Below are 20,783 nucleotides of genomic sequence, written 5' to 3' on the forward strand. Positions count from 1 at the left end.
CGCGCACCTCACGGCGCATCCAGATGGAAATCGGCCGAGACATCGATCTCGGGCTTCACCGAAATGCCCAGGTACGTGGGAGCCGTCATGCCGTAGTCGCGCAGGTTCATTTGGAACGATGCGGTCACATCGTATCCGCTGCGCGGTTTCAGTTTGAACGCGACGTTGACCGGACGTGTTTGCCCGTGCACCGTCAGCTCGCCGAGCGCGGTCCCCGATGTCGTCGCCCCGGGAAGCGGCGGGTGCGACACGCGTAACCGCGCGACTGGAAAGCGCTGCACTTCGAACACGTCGTCCCGCATGTGGCGGTCGCGCAGCTCGATGCCCGTCTGCAGCGTCTCGAGGTGGACGATGAACTCGAGAGTGTCGCCGGTGCGGGCCGTCGAAAGGTCGGCCGTCTTCCCTTCGATGCGCATGCCCAGACTTCCATGAGCGATGAAAAGCACTTCGGCATCGCTGATCTTCGGCTCTGCCGCGGCGAGCAGCAGAGCGGTCACCCACGCGGCGCGTCCTTGCACGGTTCATCCACATGCAGTGCGCCGGGCGATCAGTCAACCGACAACGCATCCGATGCAGCGGCAGTGCGATCGTGTCCGTCCGCTTCCGACGGAGGTCGAGGACCTTCCGGGCCCGGCCGCAAGATCCGTCGACTACACGACTCCTGATTCAGTACGCGCGATGTTGCGATGGTGTTGCAGTGACGCGGCGCGACTTGATGCTCGATTCCACCTGCGCGCAGGTCGCACTGCGGGCAGTGCGGGCGGGTACTTGCTCTGCATCGCAGGGTTGGCATTTCTCATTCGGAGGACAGAACATGAAGCTGGTCTTTCTATGCGCGGCAGCGGCCGTCATCGCGTGCAGCGGCAGCGAAGGTCCGACCGGAGGACCGGTTTCCGGGGCGGCGGACGTGCACTGCAGAGAGTCCGACGGCGGCGTCCGCGTGCAGCACATCGCGTCTTCGTGCCAGACGGCCGGCGCCGATGCCGGACCGCTCAATTACGGGGAGACGATGTACAACGCCGAGGCCGACGACGACGACTGCAAATACCACCTCAAGTTCACGGCTACGCCCGTGCGGCGGAACACCAACGTGAACTTCACCGTGACGCCGACGGTCAAGGAGACGGGCGCAGCAGCGACGGGTGCAAACGTCCTCGCCGAGGTTTATCTGAACAATACGCATCCGGCGCCGAACACGAACCAGAAGACGACGGAGCAAAGTGGTGGGACGTATGTCGTGGGTCCGGTGCAGTTCGATGCCCCAGGGCAGTGGACCGTACGGTTCCACCTGCACGACAATTGTTCCGACGAGCCCGCGGACTCGCCTCACGGGCACGCTGCCTTCTTCATCGGCGTTCCATGACGAATGGCGGATGCGTGAGATGGAGAGCGATCTTATCGGCGGCGGTGCTGCTTGCGGCCTGTGGCGGGTCGGAGTTAGTGGACTGTCCGAACCTCAGCACGACCTGCCCCTCGCCCCCCCGGCGGCAAGGAGGCTGTCCGCGACCTGACGACGTATTCGGGCGTGTTCTCGCAACGCCAGGCGGTCTTGACGCAGGTCTATTCGTGCAGGATGCCTCCGTCAGGCGCGCCGCAGCCGGCCGCGCAGGAGCGCAGCGTACTGGTCGGCTGGCTCGTCTGCGGCGCGCCGAACAATTGAAAGGAGCGAACCATGCAGCTTGACGCTCCAATCCGCTCGGTACCCGGGCCCATCGCTCTCGCTCTTTGCGTCGCGGCATGCGGCGGCTCGAGTTCGGGCAGCGGCGACGCTGGCGACGTGGTCAACTGTCAGAATGATCCGCGCGTGCTCGTCTACGCCCCGAACGTCTCGGTCCAGTCGCAGGCGAAGACGATGAAGTTCACGCTCGCGCAATCTTCGCCGGCGCCCCCCGCGCGAGGTACGGACACCTGGAACATCCACGTCACCGACGCGAATGGGACCGCACTCCCGAGCCTGACGCTGGCCGCGAAGCCATTCATGCCCGACCACGGTCACGGGCCCGCGGTCATTCCATCCGTCGCCAACAACGGTGGCGGGGACTACACGGTCACCAACTTGTACTTCTTCATGCCCGGCGTCTGGCAGATCACGTTCACTTCCCAAGCGTCGACCGATAGCGCCGTCTTCACGTTCTGCGTTCCGGGATAGCAGAGGGAAGCATGCGTCGCGCATCCACACTCGCGCTCGCGATCGGGACCGCCGCCGGCTTCTCCGCGTGCCACAGTGGCTCGCAGGAAGGCACGCTCACTCGCGCGCAGCTGCTCGATCCGCAGGCGTGCGCCGGCTGCCACCAGGAGCAGTTCACGGACTGGGCGGGGAGCATGCACGCCTACTCCTCCAATGATCCGGTGATGCGGGCGATGAACGCGCGCGGCCAGCGCGAGACCAACGGTCAGCTCGGCACGTTCTGCGTCAACTGCCACGCTCCCATGGCCGTCCGCGAAGGCGCCACCAAAGACGGGCTCAACCTCGATCAGTTGCCGGCGCACCTGAAGGGCATCACCTGCTTCTTCTGCCACTCCGTGGAGAACGTGACCGGCACGCACGACAACCCACTCCAGCTCGCCAGCGACGGCGTGATGCGCGGGTCATTCGGCGATCCGGTCGCGAGCGGGCGCCCGCACGGTGCAGCGTACTCCCCCCACCTTGATCGCAACCGGGCGGAATCGGGGACTATGTGCGGCGCGTGCCACGACATCGTCAATGGCCACGGCGCCGCCATCGAGCGCACCTTCAGCGAATGGAAGGCCTCCGCCTTCGTCCAGCCGACCGCGGGATCGACGTGCGGCCAGTGTCATATGCCGCAGAGCGTTGTGGAGAAGCCGGTGGCGCAGGTACCGGGGGCGCCGCTGCGCCGCTCGCACGCGCACACGATGCCTGCGATCGACGTCGCTCTCACGCCATTCCCTGATACCGAAAGGCAACACGCGCAGGTGCAGGGGCTTCTCGATACGTCACTGCAGACAGCCATCTGCGTGCAGCAGTTCGGGAACACCGGCCAGGTCAGCCTGATCATCGACAACGTCGCCGCGGGCCACTCGTTCCCGAGCGGATCGGAGCAGGACCGTCGCGCCTGGGTCGAGTTGCACGCGTATCAGGCCTCGACGGAGATCTACCAGACGGGCGTGGTGCCGGCGGGAACGCCGTCGACCTCGGCGGCGAGCGATCCTGACCGCTGGCTGCTGCGCGACTGCATGTTCGACGACAGCGGCAAGGAAGTGCACATGTTCTGGGAGGCGGCGAGCTTCGAGACGAACGGGCTTCCCGCAAAGCCTACGTTCGACATCACTTCGCCGGACTTCTACCAGACGCACAAGTACCGCTACTTCCCCAAGGACGGCACTCCGATCCCGCTGCCCGACCGGGTCACCCTGCAGGTGCACTTCGAGCCGGTGGGGCTCGAGGTGGTCGACGATCTGATCAGGAGCGGCGACCTCGATCCTTCGGTGCGGAACACGCTCAAGAACCTTACCGTGGGCGCTGCTCTGGAGTGGACGCCTGCGACGGCTACGGCGACGTATCTGGATCGCAATACGGGGCAGACGGTGAAGTGCGCGACCAACACCAACATCAACGTCGCCGCGGACAGGTTCCCGGCTCCCACGCGCTCGAAGTGTGTCCCCTGACTGAGCGGCTCGATCTGCGGGTCCTCGCCGCCGTCGCGATCCTCGCTGCAGGTGCGGCGCGCGCGAACGGAGCGTTCCCCGACGAGTTCAGCATCCACTTCCCGCCTGACGCTCAGCATCGCATCCTGTTGGGCGCTAACTTCGGCCTGCTCGTCTCGGAGGATGACGGCGCGACCTGGCGGTATAGCTGCGAGCCGTGGGTCGTTGCCGGATCGAACGCGGCCCTCGCCTCAGCCAACGTCGGGTTCTACCAGGTCACTGCCGCGGGCGCGATCCTCGCGAACTCCGTCAACCTGACGCGTTCGAGCGACGTCGCCTGCACCTGGCCGATCTCGACGGGGTCGGTAGGCGGCCAGATCGTCACGGACTTCTTTCCCGATCCGAACGACGCCACGTTCGTGCTCGCGATCGTGACGCTGTCGAGCGGCACCGGCAGCTACATCGTGGCCTCGCACGACGGCGGGATTACGTTCGATGCGCCCCATCTGTACGACACCGCGGATCTCCTGACGGGCATCGAGATTGCGCGCTCGAAGAGAGGCGTCGTCTACGCAACTTCCGTCTCGACCTCAGGTGCGGCGACGTTCCTCGCCAGCACCAACTCGGGCGCCGCCGGGAGCTGGACACCCACGCCGCTCGAGGTCTCGCGGCAGACCCAGCCGCGAATCCTTGCGATCGATCCCGCCGACGAGAAGACCGTCTACCTGCGGCTCCTCAGCGGGCCATCGGACTCGATCTCGGTGACCACGAACGGCGGGCAGAGCTTTACCCAGTCGCCGATTCTGACGATCAATGGGCAGTTCTCCGCGTTCCTCCGTGCCGGAGATGGCGCGCTCTACGCCGGGACGAGGGACGGCAAGCTTTACGTCCAGGCGGCGGGCACGAGCGGCTTCGCCACGCGCGACGGGCCGCATTTCCGATGTCTCGGACAGCGCCGTGGGGCCACCCGGATCTACGCCTGCGCGGACATGATCGTCGACGGCTATAGCCTTGCGACGAGCGACGACAACGGCATCACGTTCCATCCCATGATGAGCTTCACGCAGCTTCTCGGCCCGCTCACCTGCGCGCCGGTACAGACAAACTGCGAGGCGCATTGGGAGCGGATCCAGGGAGTGCTTGGGATCGGATCGGGAGCAGACGCAGGTCAGAATCCCGGCGGTGGATCAGGAAGTGGCGGAGGTTCGCACTGCGCGAGTGCGGGCGCGGATCTGCCAGCGCTACTGGCCTTTGCTGTAATTTTGTGGCGGCGGGCCGAACGTCGCACCAAGGTGTCGAGTCGGTAACACGGCGGGGCCGGCCGGTTGGCGATCGTCGTTTGCGAATCGGTAGCGTCGTCGCAACTGGTCCCCCGCAGCGTCTCGCATCGAGGGCATCCTCCATGAACAACGCAAACGTCGCCCGTTTCTGTACCGCCCTGCTGTTCCCGCTCCTCGCGGCCAACGCCGGGGTCCCACTTGCACATTGCCGGAAGACCGACAAGGCGGAGAGCGGTCTGCAGGGTGAAACGACGGTCGCGGAGGTGACCAGCGGCAAGAACAAGGTCGGGTTCAACTGCAACGTCGATCTGGTCGGGCAGTACCAGGGCGAAGGCGCGAGCTGGCAGCTCACCGCGTGGAAGAACTGCGCCTACTTCGATCAGCGCAAAGGCTCCAACCTGGCGCACCCGGGAACGGTCGTCGTCGACGTGACCGACCCAGCCCATCCAGTAGCGACCGACTGGCTGGACAAACCCGCGATGCTCGATCCCTGGGAATCCTTGAAAATCAACGCAACCCGCCAGCTGCTCGCTGGCGATCAGGGGACGTACGGCTCCCCAGGTCCAGGCTTCGACGTCTACGACGTGTCGGGAGACTGCCGCCACCCGGTGCTGAAAGCGTCCGTGAACATCCCGGCGAGCCTCGGCCATACCGGCCAGTGGGCCCCGGACGGCAAGACCTACTACATCACGACGATCGCGCAGACCCAGGCGGCGCTCGTTGCCGTCGACGTGACGGACGCCACCAAACCGCAGCAGCTTCTCGCCTATACGCCTCCTGCTGGGCTCAATCCCGTCTACCACGACCTCGAATTCAGCAAGGACGGCAATACCGCGTACGTCACCGCCATTGGCGGATTCGGACCGGGGAAGAACGGGCTGATCATCTTCGACGTCAGCGACGTCCAGTCGCGTAAGACCAATCCGGAGATCCGGGTCATCGGCCAGTTTTACTGGGACGACGGCAGCATCGTCGCGCAGAACGCGCTGCCGGTGACGATCGCGGGAAAGCCGTACGTCGTCTTCACCGACGAGGCCGGAGTGGCGTCCATCGGCGGATCCTGTGTGGCCGGCAAGGCTGGGCAGGGCTATCCGCATATCCTCGACATCAGCGACCCGAAGAACCCGAAGCTCGCTGCCAGCGTCCAGATGGACGTGGCGGACGTGGCGTCCTGTCAGCAGAGCCTCGCCCTGAAGATGACCAGCGGACCGACGCAGACGTTCGGTTACTCATGCCATTACTGCGCCGTAGACGACCCCGACGACGCGAAGACGCTGGCGTGCAACTGCTTCGCCGCGGGCCTGCGGATCTTCGACATCAGCAACGTGAAGGCCATCCGCGAGATCGGCTACTACAAGCCACCAGCCCAGGGCACCAAAGTGCTGCCGGGATCGCAGTACGCAAGTGGCCAGGCGGCGAACTTCGACCGGCCGATCGACTGGGCCTCCTCGAAGCCGAGCTTCCCCAAGGACCGGGGGATGACCACTGGCGACCTCTGGACGACGAGCCAGGACAACGGGTTCATGGTGGTCAAGCTCGATGCCAACGCGAGGGCCACGAGCGGCAGCGGATGCGCGAGCGCGGACGGCTCGCTCGGCGGCATGCTGGTCCTTGCCGTGATGGAGATCCTGCGACGACGCAGGGCGCGGGCCTCACGGAGTTGACTCTCCTCTGAACCCGGCGGTACCTCATCGGGATCCGTTCCGCGCGCACCGCCGGGGGCTCATCGATGACCGTCGCGCCCGCAGCTTCTCGCGTCCGCCGCCTCGATGCGCGCATCGTTCTCACCTTCGCGATCATCGCGACGATGTGCGCCATCTTCTGGCTCGGGTCGCGCTATCCATCCCTGCAGAGCAAGGCCGGCGCGGATCCGGATGAAGCGCTCTCCACCCCGCTCGGGTTCGAGGGCCACTTTCCCGAGCCCCGCGCGGACGAGAAGTTCAAGCGCATCCTCTGGGTCGCGGCCGAGTGGGGCGTCACCAACAAGCAGGGGATGACGTTCGGCCTGCTGCTGGCCGCCGGCCTGTTGACATTGATCCCGCTCCTGCCGCGACCGCGGGGCGGCAAGCTGGCTGGCGCGGTGCAGGGAATGCTGGTTGGCGCGCCGCTCGGCGTCTGCGTCAACTGCGCCGCGCCCATCGGCCAGGCGATGCTCAAAGGCGGCAGCCGCGTCGAGGTGGCGCTCGCGGCCATGTTCGCGTCACCCAGCTTCAACGTGATCGTGCTGGGGATGCTGCTGACGCTCTTTCCCTGGTACTTGGCGGCGCTCAAGGTCGCCACCGCGCTGGTGATGGTGCTGGTGGTCGTTCCGTATCTGTCGCGCAAGGCGGACCTGCCGGGATGGCGCAAGCCCGTCGAGGAGCCCGCGCGCGTTCCCGGCCTCCGCGTCTTCCAGTGGTTCCAATCGGGGTTCGCCCGCCTGTCGCAGTCGCTGCTGACTCCCGCCGGCGACGCGCCCAGGACCGTGTTCCACGCCGTTCCCTGGGTGGTGATCCGGTACGCAAAAAACCTCCTCACCGTCATCCTCATCTCGCTACCCCTCATGATCCTCGCGGGGCTCTTCGGCGCCGCTCTCGTCGAGCTTTTGCCTTGGACGCGAGTCGCCGAGATCGCGCAGGTGGACGGCCTCTTCGCGAACGCGACGGTCATTCTCATCGTCGCCGCGTTCGGGACGTTGCTGCCCATCCCCATCGCCTTCGACGTCGTCGTCTGCGCGGTGCTCTGGAACGCCGGCGTCCCCATGTACGTGGTCGCCACGCTGCTCGTCACGCTGGGGATCTACAGCGTCTACCCGGCGAGCCTGATCGGGACGACGCTCTCCTGGAGGATCGCCGCGCTCGCGGGCGTGGCGGTCCTCGTCCTCGGCATCGCGGCCGGATCTGGCGCCGCCCTCTTCAACCGCTGGCACGACCTGCGCACCATCGCTGCCGCCGCCGCATTTCTCGACCGCGTTCCCGCGCCGAAGCCCGCGCCGCTGATCCTGCCCACGGGCCGGACGAGCGCGGAGCTGCGCGGGCTGGCGCCGGCGCTGCCGCAACCGAGGCGTGTGGGCGGCGACCGCTCCGTCGAGCTCTGGAGCGCGCCGTTCTTGCCGCGCGGAGCGAAAGCGGGCGGCAAGCCCTTCACGCGCATCGAAGGGGCGGATCTGGGATTCGAGCGCCTTCCGCTGCCGCGCCCCTATCAGCTGATGGAGCCCGGCCCGATGCACCTCGGCGGCCTGGCCGCGGGCGACGTGAACGGCGACGGGTGGCCCGACGTGGTGGTCGGCACCCACTTCGGCGTCCAGCTCTACGCCAATGTCGGCGGCCGGTTCGCCCTGCAGCAGATCGATTTTCCGCCGATGAAGGAATGGATCGTCTCCGTCGTCGCCCTCGTCGATCTCGACGGCGACCGCGCCCTGGATCTCTTCTTCTGCACCTGGAAGCACGGCTGCCACATCCTCTACAACCGCGGCGGGTCGTTCTCCGGCGCGGCGCACGTCGAGCTTCCGCGATTCGACGAGACGGCCGTCACCGCGGTGGCCTTCGCCGACGTCGACCGCAAGGGCCGTCTGGACATCGTCACCGGCGCCAGCACCTCGCAGCCGCGCTTCTTCTATCCCGCGCCGGCGGTGAACCGCCTCTGGCACAACCGCGGCGAGGGCCGCTTCGAGCCGGAGGCGCTCGCCGGTCCGGAAGGCGATACGCTCACGCTTCTCTTCACCGATCTGAACGGCGACGGGTGGCCGGACCTGTTCGTCGGCAACGACTTCGACGAGCCCGACCGCATCTATTTGAACGATCGCGGGACGCTCCGTCCCATCAAGGCGGCCCAGAGCCCGATCCCGCGCTCGACGACCACCACCATGTCCGCGGATACCGCCGACCTGGACAACGACGGCCGCGACGAGCTGTACATCGCGCAGATCGCCATGGGGACGGTCAGCCAGATGGCGAAGGCGCTGGCGGCTCCGGTGGGCAGCTGCGACGTCTATCCCGATATCGCGGAGCGCTCGCGGTGCGATGCCTCCGCGCGCTTCCAGCTCGCCTCCATCGATGCCCGCAACCACAACGACATCGAGCCCTGCCTGCAGCTGGCCGACCCGCTGCAGCAGCGCGACTGCGTGGTCACCGCGCACCACTGGTTCAATGTGCTCGTGCGGCTGCCGGCCCTCGGCGGCGACAAGGCGAAGGTGCTGGAGCAGTGCGAGAAGATCCCCGCGGACTTCACCACGCTGCACGACGTCTGCGGCACCATCGCGCGCAGCGAGATGGATCACGAGCAGTCGGACGTGATCTATGCGGACGAGCTGCCCTCGGTGAAGCACACCAATCTGCTCTACGCGCCCTCAGGAAACGGGTTCCGCGACGTCACCGGCGAATGGCACGCGGAATTCGGAGGCTGGAGCTGGAACGCGCGGTTCGCGGATCTCGACAACGACACCTGGCAGGATCTCTACGTCGTCCAAGGCTCGCGCCTGCGGCCCGGAAGCGCTTCGGCGACGTTCTACAGGAACCAGCAGGGAAAGACCTTCAAGGACGAGACGAAGGCCTTCGGCCTCGAGGACCACGTTCCCACCGGGTCTTCGGTCTACGTGGATCTGAACGTGAACGGGGCGCTCGACATCATCACGCATCCCTTCCAGCTCACGCCGGTGGTCTGGCGCAACAACGGCGCCAAACGGCCGGGATTCCAGGTCGCCCTCGACGACCGCCGCTCGCAGAACCGGTACGCCATCGGCGCCCGCGTCGAGATCCGCTCGCCCGACGGCCGCCGGCAGGTGCGCGAGGTGAAGGGAAGCGGCGGCTATGCGTCGTACGACGCCCCCGTCGCCTTCTTCGGCCTCGGCGACTGGCCCGCAGTGGCGTCGATCAAGGTGACCTGGCCGGACGGCGACTCTTCCGCCGCGGAAGGCAGCTTCGGTTCCGCGCGCTACACGCTGGTCCGGTTGCCTGACGCGAACGCCACGGCGGCTATCGCGAAGCCCTGAGCGGCGGCTCGGGCACCTTCACCGGCTGCTGGCCTTCGCGGATGTCGTACGTCGAGTCCACGGCGAGTCCCTGGAATTGCTGCACGAGGCCGCTGCCGGGCCAGCGGATCTCCAGCAGCTCGATGACCGTCGCGCGCCCCAGCCCGATATGGGGACGCAGGCTCTGCGCGCCGAAGCTGCCGCCGCTGCCGACCGTGTAGAAGATCTCACGCCGCTTGCCGGCGTCTTCGACGACGGCCCGGATCCGCGCTCCCACCGCGAACCGATTCGCCTGGACGCCGGTCAGCCGCAGCTTCACCCAGTGGTTGCCGTGTCCTGGATTCTTGTAGATGGCAGTCCAGAACTTGTCGGACGTGAAGGCCCCGCCCATCTCCTCGACCACGTCCTGGTTGCCGCTGTGGTCGATGTCCCCGAACGCGACTCCATGCCCCTTCTGCAGGCTGCCGAAACCGCCCGAAGTGGTGACGTCCTCGAAGTAGCGGCCAGAGGCATTGCGGAACATCCGGTTCGGCACCAGCGTGATCAGCGGCGGCGCCCCCGTGCCCAGGTAGAGATCCAGGTAGCCGTCGTTGTCGAGGTCGCCGTAGTTCGCGCCCATGGTCAACAGCAGCTGGTCGAGCCGCGCCTCGCGCGAAACGTCGGTGAACGTCCCGTCATGGTTGTTGTGGTAGAGCCGCGGGCGCTCTCCCTGAGCGTGCGCTTTGTCGCCGAGCACCTCCCGGACGATGTTCGGCAGCGTGGCCAGGTATCCGGAAACGAAGATGTCCGGCCAACCGTCGTTGTCATAATCGAAGAACCAGCAGGTGAAGCTGGTGATCGGCTCGGCGACGCCCGCCTTTGCGGTCACGTCGGCGAACTTCGGCACTCCTCCGCGACTCCCTCCCAGATTGCGGAAGAGGCGATTCGGTCGCCCCAGTATGGAGACGTAGAGATCCGGCCATCCATCGTTGTCGTAGTCGCCGAACGCCGCCGCCTTGACCATGCCTTCGAGCTCGATCCCCGACGCCGGCCCGACGTCGGTGAAGGTCCCGTCGCGGTTGTTGAGGAACAGCTCGAAGTTCTTCGTTTCCGCGGGCCATTGCACCTTCTGCCGGTCCACTTCGTTCCCGATGAAGAGATCGAGATAGCCGTCATTGTTGACGTCCGCCCACGCCGCCGCCTGCGTCGGCATCGCGCTGAGCACGCCGGCCTTTGCGGTGACGTCGGTGAAGGTGCCGTCGCAGTTGTTGTGCAGCAGCGAATTGGGGAACCGGCCATGGTCGTGCAGCCATGCGCCGCGCAGCACCAGGACGTCGATGCATCCGTCGTTGTCGTAGTCGGCCTGCAGCATGTTCAGGCCGCCGACGATGCCCTTGAGGCCGGCCTGCTCGGTCATCCGCGTGAACGTACCGTCGCCGTTGTTGTGGAAGTACTGCATCTGATCGCGCACTCCCATGTGCGAGATCATCAGATCGAGGTGGCCGTCGTTGTCGAAGTCTTCGAGGATCACGCCTCCGGCTTGCCCGAACTCCTTCACGCCTTTCTCGGCGGCGACGTCGCGGAAGCGACCGACGTCTGCGTCGGAGTTGAACGTCCCGGGCGGAATCAGCCACTTCGCGGGGACCTTTTCCGGGTATTGACCCAGGGTCATGTAGCTGATGTTCAGCAGCCAGCGATAGGAGAGGGCGTTCTCGGGATCCGTGTGCGCGTCCGAAAGCAGCTCGGTGTAGAGCCTCGCCGCTTCCGATGCGCCGAGCCGGTACCGGTGGACGCCCCTGTCGCGGATGGGAAAGAGACACGAGTCGGGGTTGTGATCCGAAGAGCAATTCTGCACTTCGCCCAGCCGGAAGTATGCGAACGCGAGGTCGGCTTTCACCGCTTCCACGGCGGCCGCCGGCCATGACGGTTCGATCTCGTTCCGCAACTGCTCGAGGACGGTCAGGGCCCCTTCCGGTTTGTCCGCGTAGAGGTATTGCCGGGCCATCTCGCGCTTGAGCTCGAAGCGCTTGGGAGGATCGCCCTCGGTCTTGAGCGCTGTCGCGAGATCCGCGATCTTCTCGTCGTGCCGGTTCCACTGGTTGTCCCAGACGCCTTCGCGGTCGGCGAGGGCGGCGAGCGTTGCCGGCATGTCGAACCGCGGGCGAGGCCGCTTGAGCGCTACGACGGCGCCGATCGCCGCGACCGCCGCCGCCGCGATCGCGATGAGCGAGCGGGTCTTCACGACGGATTGTCCTTCGGGCTCTGCATCGGCGCTCAGCGCTTCGGGGTGGCCAAAGTACTGTTCTCCCGCATCAGACGCAGGGCGTCCAGCCGCTCCGGAAACGGACGCTCGGAGCCGAGCGCCGCCTTCAGCTCCCGCTCCGCCGCATCCGTCTTGCGCTGCTGCGTGTAGACGACCGCGAGATGGAAATGCGGGCTCGGCTCTTCCGGGGCGCCTTTGACCGCCGCTTCGAGGAGCTCGCGTCCGCGCGGGAGCTGGTTGTTGGCGCGAAAGAGGATCCAGCCGAGGGCATCCAGCAGCAGGGGATCCGACGGCCTGTCGCCGGCGAGCTCGCGAGCGACCTCGAGCAATTTCGGTCGCCAATTGCCGGTGCTCTCCCCCGACGCAAGCAACACGCCGAGTTTGTACCGGGCTAGATCCAGGTCCGGCCTCCCGGAAAGGGCAGCGTCGTACGCTCCGATCGCTTCATCGGGCCTGCGGACGGCAGCGCTGATCTGCGCAAGCATCAATTCCAGATCTACGGCCTCCGGAAACTTCTCTATTCCTCGTTGACAGATGGCCAACGCGTCCGCAGCCCGATCGACGCCGAAGTAGTAGTCGGCCAGGTGCTGGTAGGGCACGGGCGAATCCCGCTGGAGCTCGAGCCCTCTGGTCAGGGCGGCCTCCGCGCGGACGGGGTCGCGCGCTTCGATGTACGCGCGCGCCGCCATGTACCGCGCGGACGCCAGCCCTGCATCGGCTTCCGCCAGCTGCATGAGGCGTTCACCCGCTCCTGACGCGCCGCTCTTGCGAGCCCACGTCCTGGCGAGAGCGGCGAGGAAGGTGGGGAACCGCGGCGCCATCGCGAGAGCTTCCGAGAGCTGCTTCTCGGCCCCGACGTCGTCGTCGCGCGCCAGGGCGAGAATCCCCGCCAGGAAGGGAGGAAACTCCGTGTCCGGCCATGCACGACGGGCAGATTCCACGACGCGTTCCGCCTCGGCCCAGTTTCGCTGCGCGAGCTGCTGTTCCAACGCCTCCCGCTGCTGCGCCAGCCGGCCCGGCCAGTGCTCTCGCATCCACGCGCCGACCGTCCCGAAATCGATCTGCGCGTCAGCGCGGAGCCGCCGCGGCGGCGCGGGTTCCGGCCCGCGGTCGGTCACCGCCTGCAGAAACCCCGCATCGTTTCCGATGCTCTCCGTGGCCCGTCGGGCAGCTTCGGTGGCTGCGTCCATTCCGCGGGATCGGGCGGTGGTGCGGATGAGCAGCCGCCAGGAGGTGGAATCCTTGGGCGCGGTGGCCACCGCGGCCTGCGCATCGGCGAGGGCCCCCGAATATCTTCCGAGACGGAAGCGGATGTCCGCACGGAGCGACCGCGCGTCGGCGCGATTCGGCGCGAGACTGACCGCGCGGTCCAGCGCCGCTTCCGGCGCCTCGAGCATTCCGGCCCTGAGCATCAGCTCCGCGAGGCGGGTGAAGGCGCGGGCGTCTTCGGGGTGCGCCGCCGTCTGCGATTCCAGCTCGAGGAACGCAAGCTCCCAGTTGCCGAGGCCGAGCTCCATGTCCGCAAGCTCGTGCCGGGCGGTGGCCTGAAACGGTTCCAGCCGCAGCGCGGCGCGGAACCGGACGCGCGCGCGGTCGAAATCGCGCGACGCCACGGACAGGCGCGCCTGACCGAGCTCGCGCGCTGCCCGGCGCTGCGTCACGAATCGGGATCGCCAGACCCGAGGGGCGCAAACCGCGGCCACCATGGCGGCGCCGAGCGCGATCCACCAACCAGGCCTCGAACGGCGAAAGATGCCGCGGCGCATTGCCCGTCAGCTTCGCACGAAAAAAGGGCCGCGAGCGATGTGCCCGCGGCCCGTTCAATCGGCAGAGTCCAAAGCGTAGGCGCAAAGCCGCGCCTTCGCGCGGCAGCGCCTAGAAGAGCACCGCCCAGTGCGCCAGGAACGACTTCTGCGCGGACACCCGCAGGCTGTTGGTGATCCCGCTTGGGACGTAACCCGCGTTCCCTGCGGTGATGCTTTGCGGGCCATAGCCGGACACGCCGTGGTTCGACTGGAACTCGAGGTTCAGGTGATTCAGGTTCTTGTTGAAGAAGAAGTTCAGGCCCGCCTTGAAGTTGCGGCTGTTACCGAGGTCCACGCTCGCGTTGCAGGTATTTCGCTGCGCGGTGGTGAGTGTCATCCCGTTGCAGTCGGTCGATGTCTGGAAGTAGCTGAACGACGCGTATGGCGCGATGAAGCCGAAACGGTATCCGGCGTCGACGAAGAAGCCGGTGCCCGTATTCGTATTGCCGCTCCCGTTCCCGTTCAGGTAGCCCACGGCCTCGACGACGAGCTCCGCCGCCTCGCTCTGCGGGAAGTTCAGGTACACGTCGGCCGAAGCCAGACGCTGGTTGACGATGTCGCCAGTTGCGCTGATTCCCGTGTTCCGGATGGCCTGCGCCTGATAGATGCCCGAAAAACCGACACTGAGAACGGGGTCTTTCGCCCACTTGTACGCGCCGTACAACCAGCCGCCTTCTTCCGAACCGATGATGTCGAAGTTGATGAAACCCGCGAACTGCGGATACCGCTTCGGAGTGATGCATCCGGCTCCTGTCGCCGAGCACTGACCCGCTGCGCCGGCGCCAAGAGGAGGCGCCGCCTGCAGGACCGGTGCATATCCCTCGTAGACCCCGCCCCGGAACCCGATCTTCTTGTCCAGCCACCATCCGCGCACCTGCACGCCGGTGTCGCGCAAAGCGGGGAAGCCGTTGCCCGGGAAGCGGAATTCGTCGGTGTGCACGTCGGCGGTGATGAAGTTCGTCGTGCTCTCGAGCAGGTGATGCGAGATGGGGATCAGCAGCAAGCCGGCGTCGATGTAGAGGACGTTGCCGCCGGTGATCCCTGTCGGTGCCCAGCCGATCCACGCATCCTGGACGATGGCGCGGCCAGTGAAGTTGCCGAACTTGCCGAAGTTCGCGTTGTCGACCTGAATCAAATAGCTGAAGTTCTGATTGATATCGCCGTTCGCCAGAAGGCGAGTGCGGCGCACGTAGATGTCGTAGCTAGGATCTTTCCCGCTCGGAGCGCCGTTTTCATTGATGAGCGCCTGGGTCTGGACCTGCACGCTGATGTTGAGGGTCGCGCCTTCGATCGGAATCGGAACTTTGGTCGCGAACGCGGCCGGCGCGAGCAGGAGAGAAGTTGCAAGAACAGCTTTCAGGGTGGCCTTCATCGGCGATCCTTTCCGTCGGTTTCGGCTGCTCAACGAAGAGGCGGGGCGCTACGTGAGGCGGGCGCTACGTGAGGAAAGCTGCGAGCTGCGGCGCCACTCTACGAAAAACGACCGCGTTTTTGCAAATACCCGGCGCGCACAGTCCTCTGACGCGAGCGGCTACTCCATGTGCCAGCCGTGGCTGACGATCACGGACTGGCCCGTCAGGGCGTTCGAGGGGAAGGCGGCGAAGAAGAGCGCCACCTCGGCGACGTCCGCCAACGTCGTGAACTCGCCGTCGACCGTCGTCTTGAGCATCACGTTTTTGATCACTTCCTGTTCGGTGATGCCTAATTCCTTTGCTTGTTCAGGGATTTGCTTTTCAACCAGCGGGGTGCGAACGAAGCCCGGGCAGATCGTGTTCGCGCGGATCCCGAACGCGGCGCCCTCCTTGGCGACGGACTTGCACAGCCCGATGATTCCGTGCTTCGCCGCGATGTAGGGCGCCTTCAGCGGGGATGCCTCTTTGGAGTGGACGGACCCCATATAGATGATCGCGCCGCCGCGGCGCTGATCGCGCATCCGGCGCATGCAGGCGCGTGTGGTGAGGAACGCCCCGTCGAGATGGATGGCCAGCATCCGACGCCAGTCGGAAAGCTGCAGGTCTACGAGCGCGGAAATGTGCTGCACGCCGGCGTTGGAGACGAGCACGTCGACTCCGGAGAACCTTGCGGCGACCTGCGCGATGCCCTCGTCGACCTGTTTTTCGTTGGTGACGTCCATGGAGACGCCCATGGCGTTGGCACCCAGCGCTTCCGCCGTCTGCTCCGCGCCCTTCACGTCGGCGATGGCGACGCGGGCGCCCTCCTTGAGGAACCGTTCGGCGATGGCGCGGCCCAACCCGCTCGCCGCGCCGGTGACGATGGCGACCTTGCCTTCCAGTCTCATAAGGGCCTCTTGAGCACGCGCGACAGCTCTCCGAAGATGCCGCGCCGGAACGCCAGCACGCAAATGACGAAGATCGCGCCCTCGGTCACCGTCACCCAGGACCCGAGCTGCGCCAGATAGTTCTCCAGCGCCATGAAGATCACTGCCCCGGCTATGGGGCCGAAGATGGTCCCCATCCCGCCGATCAGCGTCATCAGGATCACTTCGCCGCTCATCCCCCAATGCACGTCGGTGAGCGAGGCGAGCTGGAAGACGATGGCCTTGGTCCCTCCGGCCAGCGCTGCCAGGGCCGCGGAGAGCACGAAGGCGATCACCTTGTACTGGTCGGTCTTGTAGCCGAGGGAGATCGCCCGCGGCTCGTTCTCGCGGACGGCCTTCAGCACCTGCCCGAAGGGCGAATGGATGATCCGGTAGATCAGCGCAAAGCCGGCGACGAAGATCGCCGCCACGAAGTAGTACATGAAGTACTTGTTCTCGAGGTGGCCGCGCGGGACGCCCTGGATGCCGTTCTCGCCGCCGGTGAACTCCGCTCGCAGGCAGTAGAAGTAGAACATCTGCGCCAGCGCGAGCGTGATCATGGAGAAGTAGATCCCCTGCCGCCGGATGGCGATGAGGCCGACGACGAGCCCCAGCGCGGCGCCCACCACCACCGAGAAGAGGATGGCCAGCTCGGGAGGCCATCCCCAGGCCAGCGCCGCGTGGGCGCTGGCGTAGCTCGCGCCGCCGAAGAACAGCGCGTGGCCGAAGGAAAGCAGGCCGACGTATCCGATGAGCAGGTTGAAGGCGCAGGCGAAGAGCGCAAAGCAGAGGACCTTCATCGCGAAGAACGGATAGACGACCCACGGCGCCGCGATCACCGCCGCCACCAGGATGGCGATGGGGATCCGCTGGGAGACGGCGCGGGTCTCGATGCGCTGGACGACCGCTTCCGTCATGCCTGCTTCCCGAACAGGCCCGCCGGCCGCACCAGCAGCACGACGGCCATGACCACGAAGATGACGGTGTTCGACGCCTCCGGATAGAAGACCTTGGTCAGGCCCTCGAGGATGCCGAGGGTGAAGCCGGTGACGATTGAGCCGAGGATGGAGCCCATTCCGCCGATCACCACCACCGCGAACACGACGATGATCAGGTCGGACCCCATCAGCGGGCTCACCCGGTAGATCGGCGCGGCCAGTACGCCGGCGAACGCGGCAAGCGCCACGCCGAGGGCGTACGTGATGGTGATCATCCGCGGAACGTTGATGCCGAAGGCACTGACCAGCGCCGCGTTCTCGGTCGCCGCGCGGAGCCAGGAGCCGAGCCTCGTCCCCTCGGTGATCGCCCAGGTCCCGACGCAGAGAATCAGCGAGACGCCGATCACCCAGACGCGGTAGTTCGGCAGGAACATGAACCCGAGGGCCTGCCCTCCCTGGAGCTGCCGCGGCATCTCGTACGGCATCCCGCTGGAACCGAACCAGTTGCTGAAGACGCCCTGGAGGATCAGCGCAATCCCAAAGGTAAGGAGAAGCCCGTAAAGCGGATCGAGCCTGGCGATCCGCCGGAGCATCGTCCGTTCGATGACGACGCCGAGCATTCCCACCGCGAGCGGCGCGAGGATCAGCGCCGGCCAGTACCCGATACCGGCCTTTTCCAGAAGTCCCCAGGCCACGAACGCCCCCAGCATGTAGAGGGCGCCGTGGCAGAAATTGATCACGTTCAGAAGGCCGAAGATGATCGCCAGGCCCAGCGAGAGCAGCGCGTAGAACGAGCCGTTGATCAGCCCGATCAGCAGCTGCCCGAACAGGGCCTGGACGGGGACCGCGACCATCGATCACTTCACGCCGGCATCGACTGCGCGGCTGGCTGCGCCGGCATCGGCTGCGCCGGCATCGACTGCGCCGGCATCGACTGCGCCGGCATCGACTGCGCCGCTGGCTGCACCGGCGGCCGCGGCGCTGGCCTTGCCGCTGGCGCTGACCAGCGAGCACTCCCCCGCATTCAGCGGCCGGAACGCCTGCTCCGCCGGCACTTCCTTCTTCAGCTTGTAGTAATCCCAAGCGCCCTTCGACTCCGACGGCTTCTTCACCTCGTACAGGTACATGGGGTGCATCTTCCGCCCGTCGGCGCGAATCGTGCCCTTGCCGAACGCCGGATCGTCCGTCGGCAACTTCTTCATCTGCTCGACCACTTTCTTCCCATCCGCATCGCTCTTCAACGCCTTCAGTGCCTTCAGGTAATGAAGCACCGACGCATACACTCCCGCCTGCACCATCGACGGCATCTTCCCGCCCATCCGGTCTGCCCACTTCTTCGACCAGGCGCGCGTCTTGTCGTCGCGGTCCCAGTAGAAGCTCTCCGAAAGCAAGAGCCCCTGCGCGGTCTGCAGCCCGAGCGCGTGCACGTCAGTGACGAAGACCAGCAGGCCCGCGAGTCGCTGGCCGCCTTTCACGATGCCGAATTCGGACGCCGCCTTGATGGAGTTGATGGTATCGCCGCCGGCGTTGGCGAGGCCGATCACCTTGGCCTTCGACGACTGCGCCTGCAGCAGGAACGAGGAGAAGTCGGTGGTGTTGAGCGGGTGCTTGACGCCGCCGACCACCTTGCCGCCCGCCGCCGTGACTACGGCGGTCGTGTCCCGCTCCAGCGCCTGGCCGAAGGCGTAGTCGGCGGTGAGGAAGAACCAGGTATCCCCGCCGGACTGCACCTCCGCGGTCCCGGTGGTGTGGGCGAGGGCATACGTGTCGTAGGTCCAGTGCACGGTGTTCGGCGTGCACGCCTTGCCCGTCAGGTCGCTGGTGGCGGGCCCGGAGGCGAGGAAGACCTTGTTCTTGTCCTTCACCACCTGCGCGACGGCTAGCGCGACGGACGAGGTGGGGACGTCGACGATCACGTCCACGCCGTCCACGTCGATCCACTGGCGCGCGATGTTCGAGCCGACGTCCGGCTTGTTCTGGTGGTCGGCGAAGATCACTTCGATGTTGGCGTCGCCGATCTTTCCGCCCATCTCTTCCGCCGCCATCTTCGCCGCGGTCACCGAGCCCTGTCCGGCGAGATCGGCGTACAGGCCCGACTGATCGTTGAGGACGCCGATCTTGATCACCTTCCCGGTGAACTCGGCGCGCGCGGCCAGGGGCAGCGCGAGGACCAACAGCATTGCGATGCGTGCGTTCATGGTTGGAGCTCCTTGAGGGTCAAACTCCGAGATACTGCTGTACCCGGTCCATGCTGTCCCGCAGCGCGGCGTTCGGAATCTCGTCGACGATCTTCCCGCGCTCCATGACGTAGTGACGATCGGCGACCGTACCGGCGAAGCGAAGGTTCTGCTCGACGAGCAGGATGGTGAATCCGTCCGCCTTCAGCTTCCGGATCACGTTACCGATCTGCTGGACAATCACAGGCGCCAGGCCCTCGGTCGGCTCGTCGAGGAGGAGGAGCCTCGCGCCGGTGCGGAGGATGCGGCCGATGGCGAGCATCTGCTGCTCGCCCCCCGAGAGCCGCGTCCCCTGGCTGCGGAGCCTTTCGCGAAGGTTGGGGAACAGCTCGAAGACCTGGTCGCGGGTCAGGCCGCCGTCGCGGATCTTCGGCGGCAGCATGAGATTTTCCTCGACGTCGAGGCTGGCGAAGATGCCGCGCTCCTCCGGGCAGAAGGCGATCCCATGCCGCGCGATCCGGTAGGGCGGCAGGTCGATGGTCTCCGCTCCCTCGATCTTCACCGAGCCGGTCCGGCGGGGGACGATCCCCATGATCGACTTCATGGTCGTCGTTTTGCCCGCTCCGTTGCGCCCGACCAGAGTCACCAGCTCGCCCTTGCGCACCTCGAGGTCGACGCCGTGCAGCACGTGGGACTCGCCGTACCACGCCTGCAGCTTGGTGACGGAGAGCAGCGCGTCAGGCATGCTCGGTGCCCAGATATGCGGCGACAACGGCCGGATTCTTGGAGACGGACTCGTAGTCGCCTTCGGCGAGCACCTCGCCGCGGGCGAGAACGGTGATGCGCTGGGAGAGACTCGCGACCACGCCCAGGTTGTGCTCCACCATCAGGACCGTACGGTCCTTGGCGACCCGCTGGATGAGCGCCGCGATGCGATCCACGTCCTCGTGGCCCATGCCGGCGGTCGGCTCGTCGAGCAGCAGCATTTCGGGATCGAGCGCCAATGTGGTGGCGATCTCCAGCGCCCGCTTGCGCCCGTAGGGCAGCTCCGGCCGACAACAGCTCCTCGGCGCGGGCGTCGAACTGGCGGAGCACGCGGTCGCTCTGCCAGAAATCGAAGGACCCGCCGCGCTTGCGCTGCAGCGCGATGCGGACGTTCTCCAGGGCCGTGAGATAGGGAAACACCGCGCTGATCTGGAAGGAGCGCACCAGTCCCATGCGCGCGACGTCCGCGGGAGCAGCGGCCGTGATGTCGCGTCCCTTGTAGTTGATGGTGCCGTTCGTCGCAGGCAGGAACCGGGTCAGCAGGTTGAAGCAGGTCGTCTTGCCCGCGCCGTTGGGGCCGATCAGCGCGTGGATGGTTCCGCGAACTACCCGCAGGTCGACGCGCTTGACGGCGATGAACCCGCGAAACTCCTTGGACAGCCCGCGGGTCTCGAGGATGACCTCAGGTTCGGGCACGCGGCTACT

16 protein-coding genes and 1 pseudogene are annotated in these 20,783 nt (G+C 66.4%); 6 read left to right on the forward strand and 11 right to left on the reverse strand.

What is annotated here, in order from left to right; genetic code table 11:
* Positions 1-8: 8 nt before the first annotated feature.
* Together E6J58_08785 and E6J58_08790 are read right to left on the reverse strand one after the other, a co-directional pair.
* Positions 9-518: a YceI family protein gene (locus E6J58_08785; GenBank protein TMB38327.1), complete on the reverse strand. Its 510-nt coding sequence runs from the start codon at positions 516-518 to the stop codon at positions 9-11.
* 132 nt (positions 519-650) lie between these two features.
* A complete protein-coding gene (locus tag E6J58_08790) occupies positions 651-800 on the reverse strand; it encodes a DUF2890 domain-containing protein (protein TMB38328.1) in 150 nt (49 codons plus the stop codon).
* A 14-nt stretch (positions 801-814) separates the two neighbouring features.
* Here E6J58_08790 and E6J58_08795 point away from each other — a divergent pair, with 14 nt between their 5' ends.
* The 6 genes from E6J58_08795 to E6J58_08820 all read left to right on the forward strand — a co-directional run bounded on the left by E6J58_08795 (position 815) and on the right by E6J58_08820 (position 9,855).
* Complete coding sequence (locus tag E6J58_08795) at positions 815-1,363, forward strand: hypothetical protein (protein TMB38329.1); 549 nt, start codon at positions 815-817, stop codon at positions 1,361-1,363.
* Positions 1,364-1,672: 309 nt separating this feature from the next.
* Positions 1,673-2,149, forward strand: coding sequence for a FixH family protein (locus E6J58_08800; GenBank protein ID TMB38330.1), 477 nt, complete (start codon positions 1,673-1,675; stop codon positions 2,147-2,149).
* An 11-nt stretch (positions 2,150-2,160) separates the two neighbouring features.
* The gene (locus E6J58_08805) at positions 2,161-3,627 is read left to right on the forward strand and encodes a hypothetical protein (protein ID TMB38331.1); all 1,467 of its coding nucleotides are present in this window, start codon (positions 2,161-2,163) and stop codon (positions 3,625-3,627) included.
* Entirely contained in the window at positions 3,615-4,913 is a 1,299-nt protein-coding gene (locus E6J58_08810) for a hypothetical protein (protein TMB38332.1), read from the forward strand. Before E6J58_08805 ends, E6J58_08810 begins: the two co-directional genes overlap by 13 nt.
* Positions 4,914-5,008: 95 nt before the next feature.
* Positions 5,009-6,550, forward strand: coding sequence for a hypothetical protein (locus E6J58_08815; protein TMB38333.1), 1,542 nt, complete (start codon positions 5,009-5,011; stop codon positions 6,548-6,550).
* A gap of 65 nt (positions 6,551-6,615) precedes the next feature.
* Positions 6,616-9,855 (forward strand): hypothetical protein, encoded by a 3,240-nt coding sequence (locus tag E6J58_08820; GenBank protein ID TMB38334.1) that lies wholly within the window; start codon positions 6,616-6,618, stop codon positions 9,853-9,855.
* Here E6J58_08820 and E6J58_08825 read toward each other — a convergent pair.
* The 9 genes and pseudogenes from E6J58_08825 to E6J58_08865 all read right to left on the reverse strand — a co-directional run bounded on the left by E6J58_08825 (position 9,839) and on the right by E6J58_08865 (position 20,774).
* Entirely contained in the window at positions 9,839-12,055 is a 2,217-nt protein-coding gene (locus E6J58_08825) for a CRTAC1 family protein (protein ID TMB38335.1), read from the reverse strand. The genes E6J58_08820 and E6J58_08825 overlap by 17 nt on opposite strands.
* A 32-nt stretch (positions 12,056-12,087) precedes the next feature.
* Positions 12,088-13,842, reverse strand: coding sequence for a tetratricopeptide repeat protein (locus tag E6J58_08830; GenBank protein TMB38336.1), 1,755 nt, complete (start codon positions 13,840-13,842; stop codon positions 12,088-12,090).
* A 109-nt stretch (positions 13,843-13,951) separates the two neighbouring features.
* On the reverse strand, positions 13,952-15,253 hold the full coding sequence (locus E6J58_08835) for a hypothetical protein (GenBank protein TMB38337.1): 1,302 nt from the start codon (positions 15,251-15,253) through the stop codon (positions 13,952-13,954).
* A gap of 159 nt (positions 15,254-15,412) precedes the next feature.
* Positions 15,413-16,180, reverse strand: coding sequence for a 3-hydroxybutyrate dehydrogenase (locus tag E6J58_08840; protein TMB38338.1), 768 nt, complete (start codon positions 16,178-16,180; stop codon positions 15,413-15,415).
* Positions 16,177-17,115: a branched-chain amino acid ABC transporter permease gene (locus E6J58_08845; protein TMB38339.1), complete on the reverse strand. Its 939-nt coding sequence runs from the start codon at positions 17,113-17,115 to the stop codon at positions 16,177-16,179. The genes E6J58_08840 and E6J58_08845 overlap by 4 nt, the downstream gene beginning before the upstream one ends.
* Positions 17,112-17,990 (reverse strand): branched-chain amino acid ABC transporter permease, encoded by an 879-nt coding sequence (locus tag E6J58_08850; GenBank protein ID TMB38340.1) that lies wholly within the window; start codon positions 17,988-17,990, stop codon positions 17,112-17,114. Before E6J58_08850 ends, E6J58_08845 begins: the two co-directional genes overlap by 4 nt.
* A 3-nt stretch (positions 17,991-17,993) precedes the next feature.
* Positions 17,994-19,334: an ABC transporter substrate-binding protein gene (locus tag E6J58_08855; GenBank protein TMB38341.1), complete on the reverse strand. Its 1,341-nt coding sequence runs from the start codon at positions 19,332-19,334 to the stop codon at positions 17,994-17,996.
* A gap of 19 nt (positions 19,335-19,353) precedes the next feature.
* Entirely contained in the window at positions 19,354-20,058 is a 705-nt protein-coding gene (locus E6J58_08860) for an ABC transporter ATP-binding protein (GenBank protein ID TMB38342.1), read from the reverse strand.
* Positions 20,051-20,774: pseudogene (locus E6J58_08865) on the reverse strand (ABC transporter ATP-binding protein). The gene E6J58_08860 and the pseudogene E6J58_08865 overlap by 8 nt, the downstream one beginning before the upstream one ends.
* Positions 20,775-20,783 lie beyond the last annotated feature (9 nt).

It is taken from the genome of Deltaproteobacteria bacterium (assembly GCA_005879535.1).
Lineage (GTDB): Bacteria > Myxococcota > Myxococcia > Myxococcales > 40CM-4-68-19 > 40CM-4-68-19.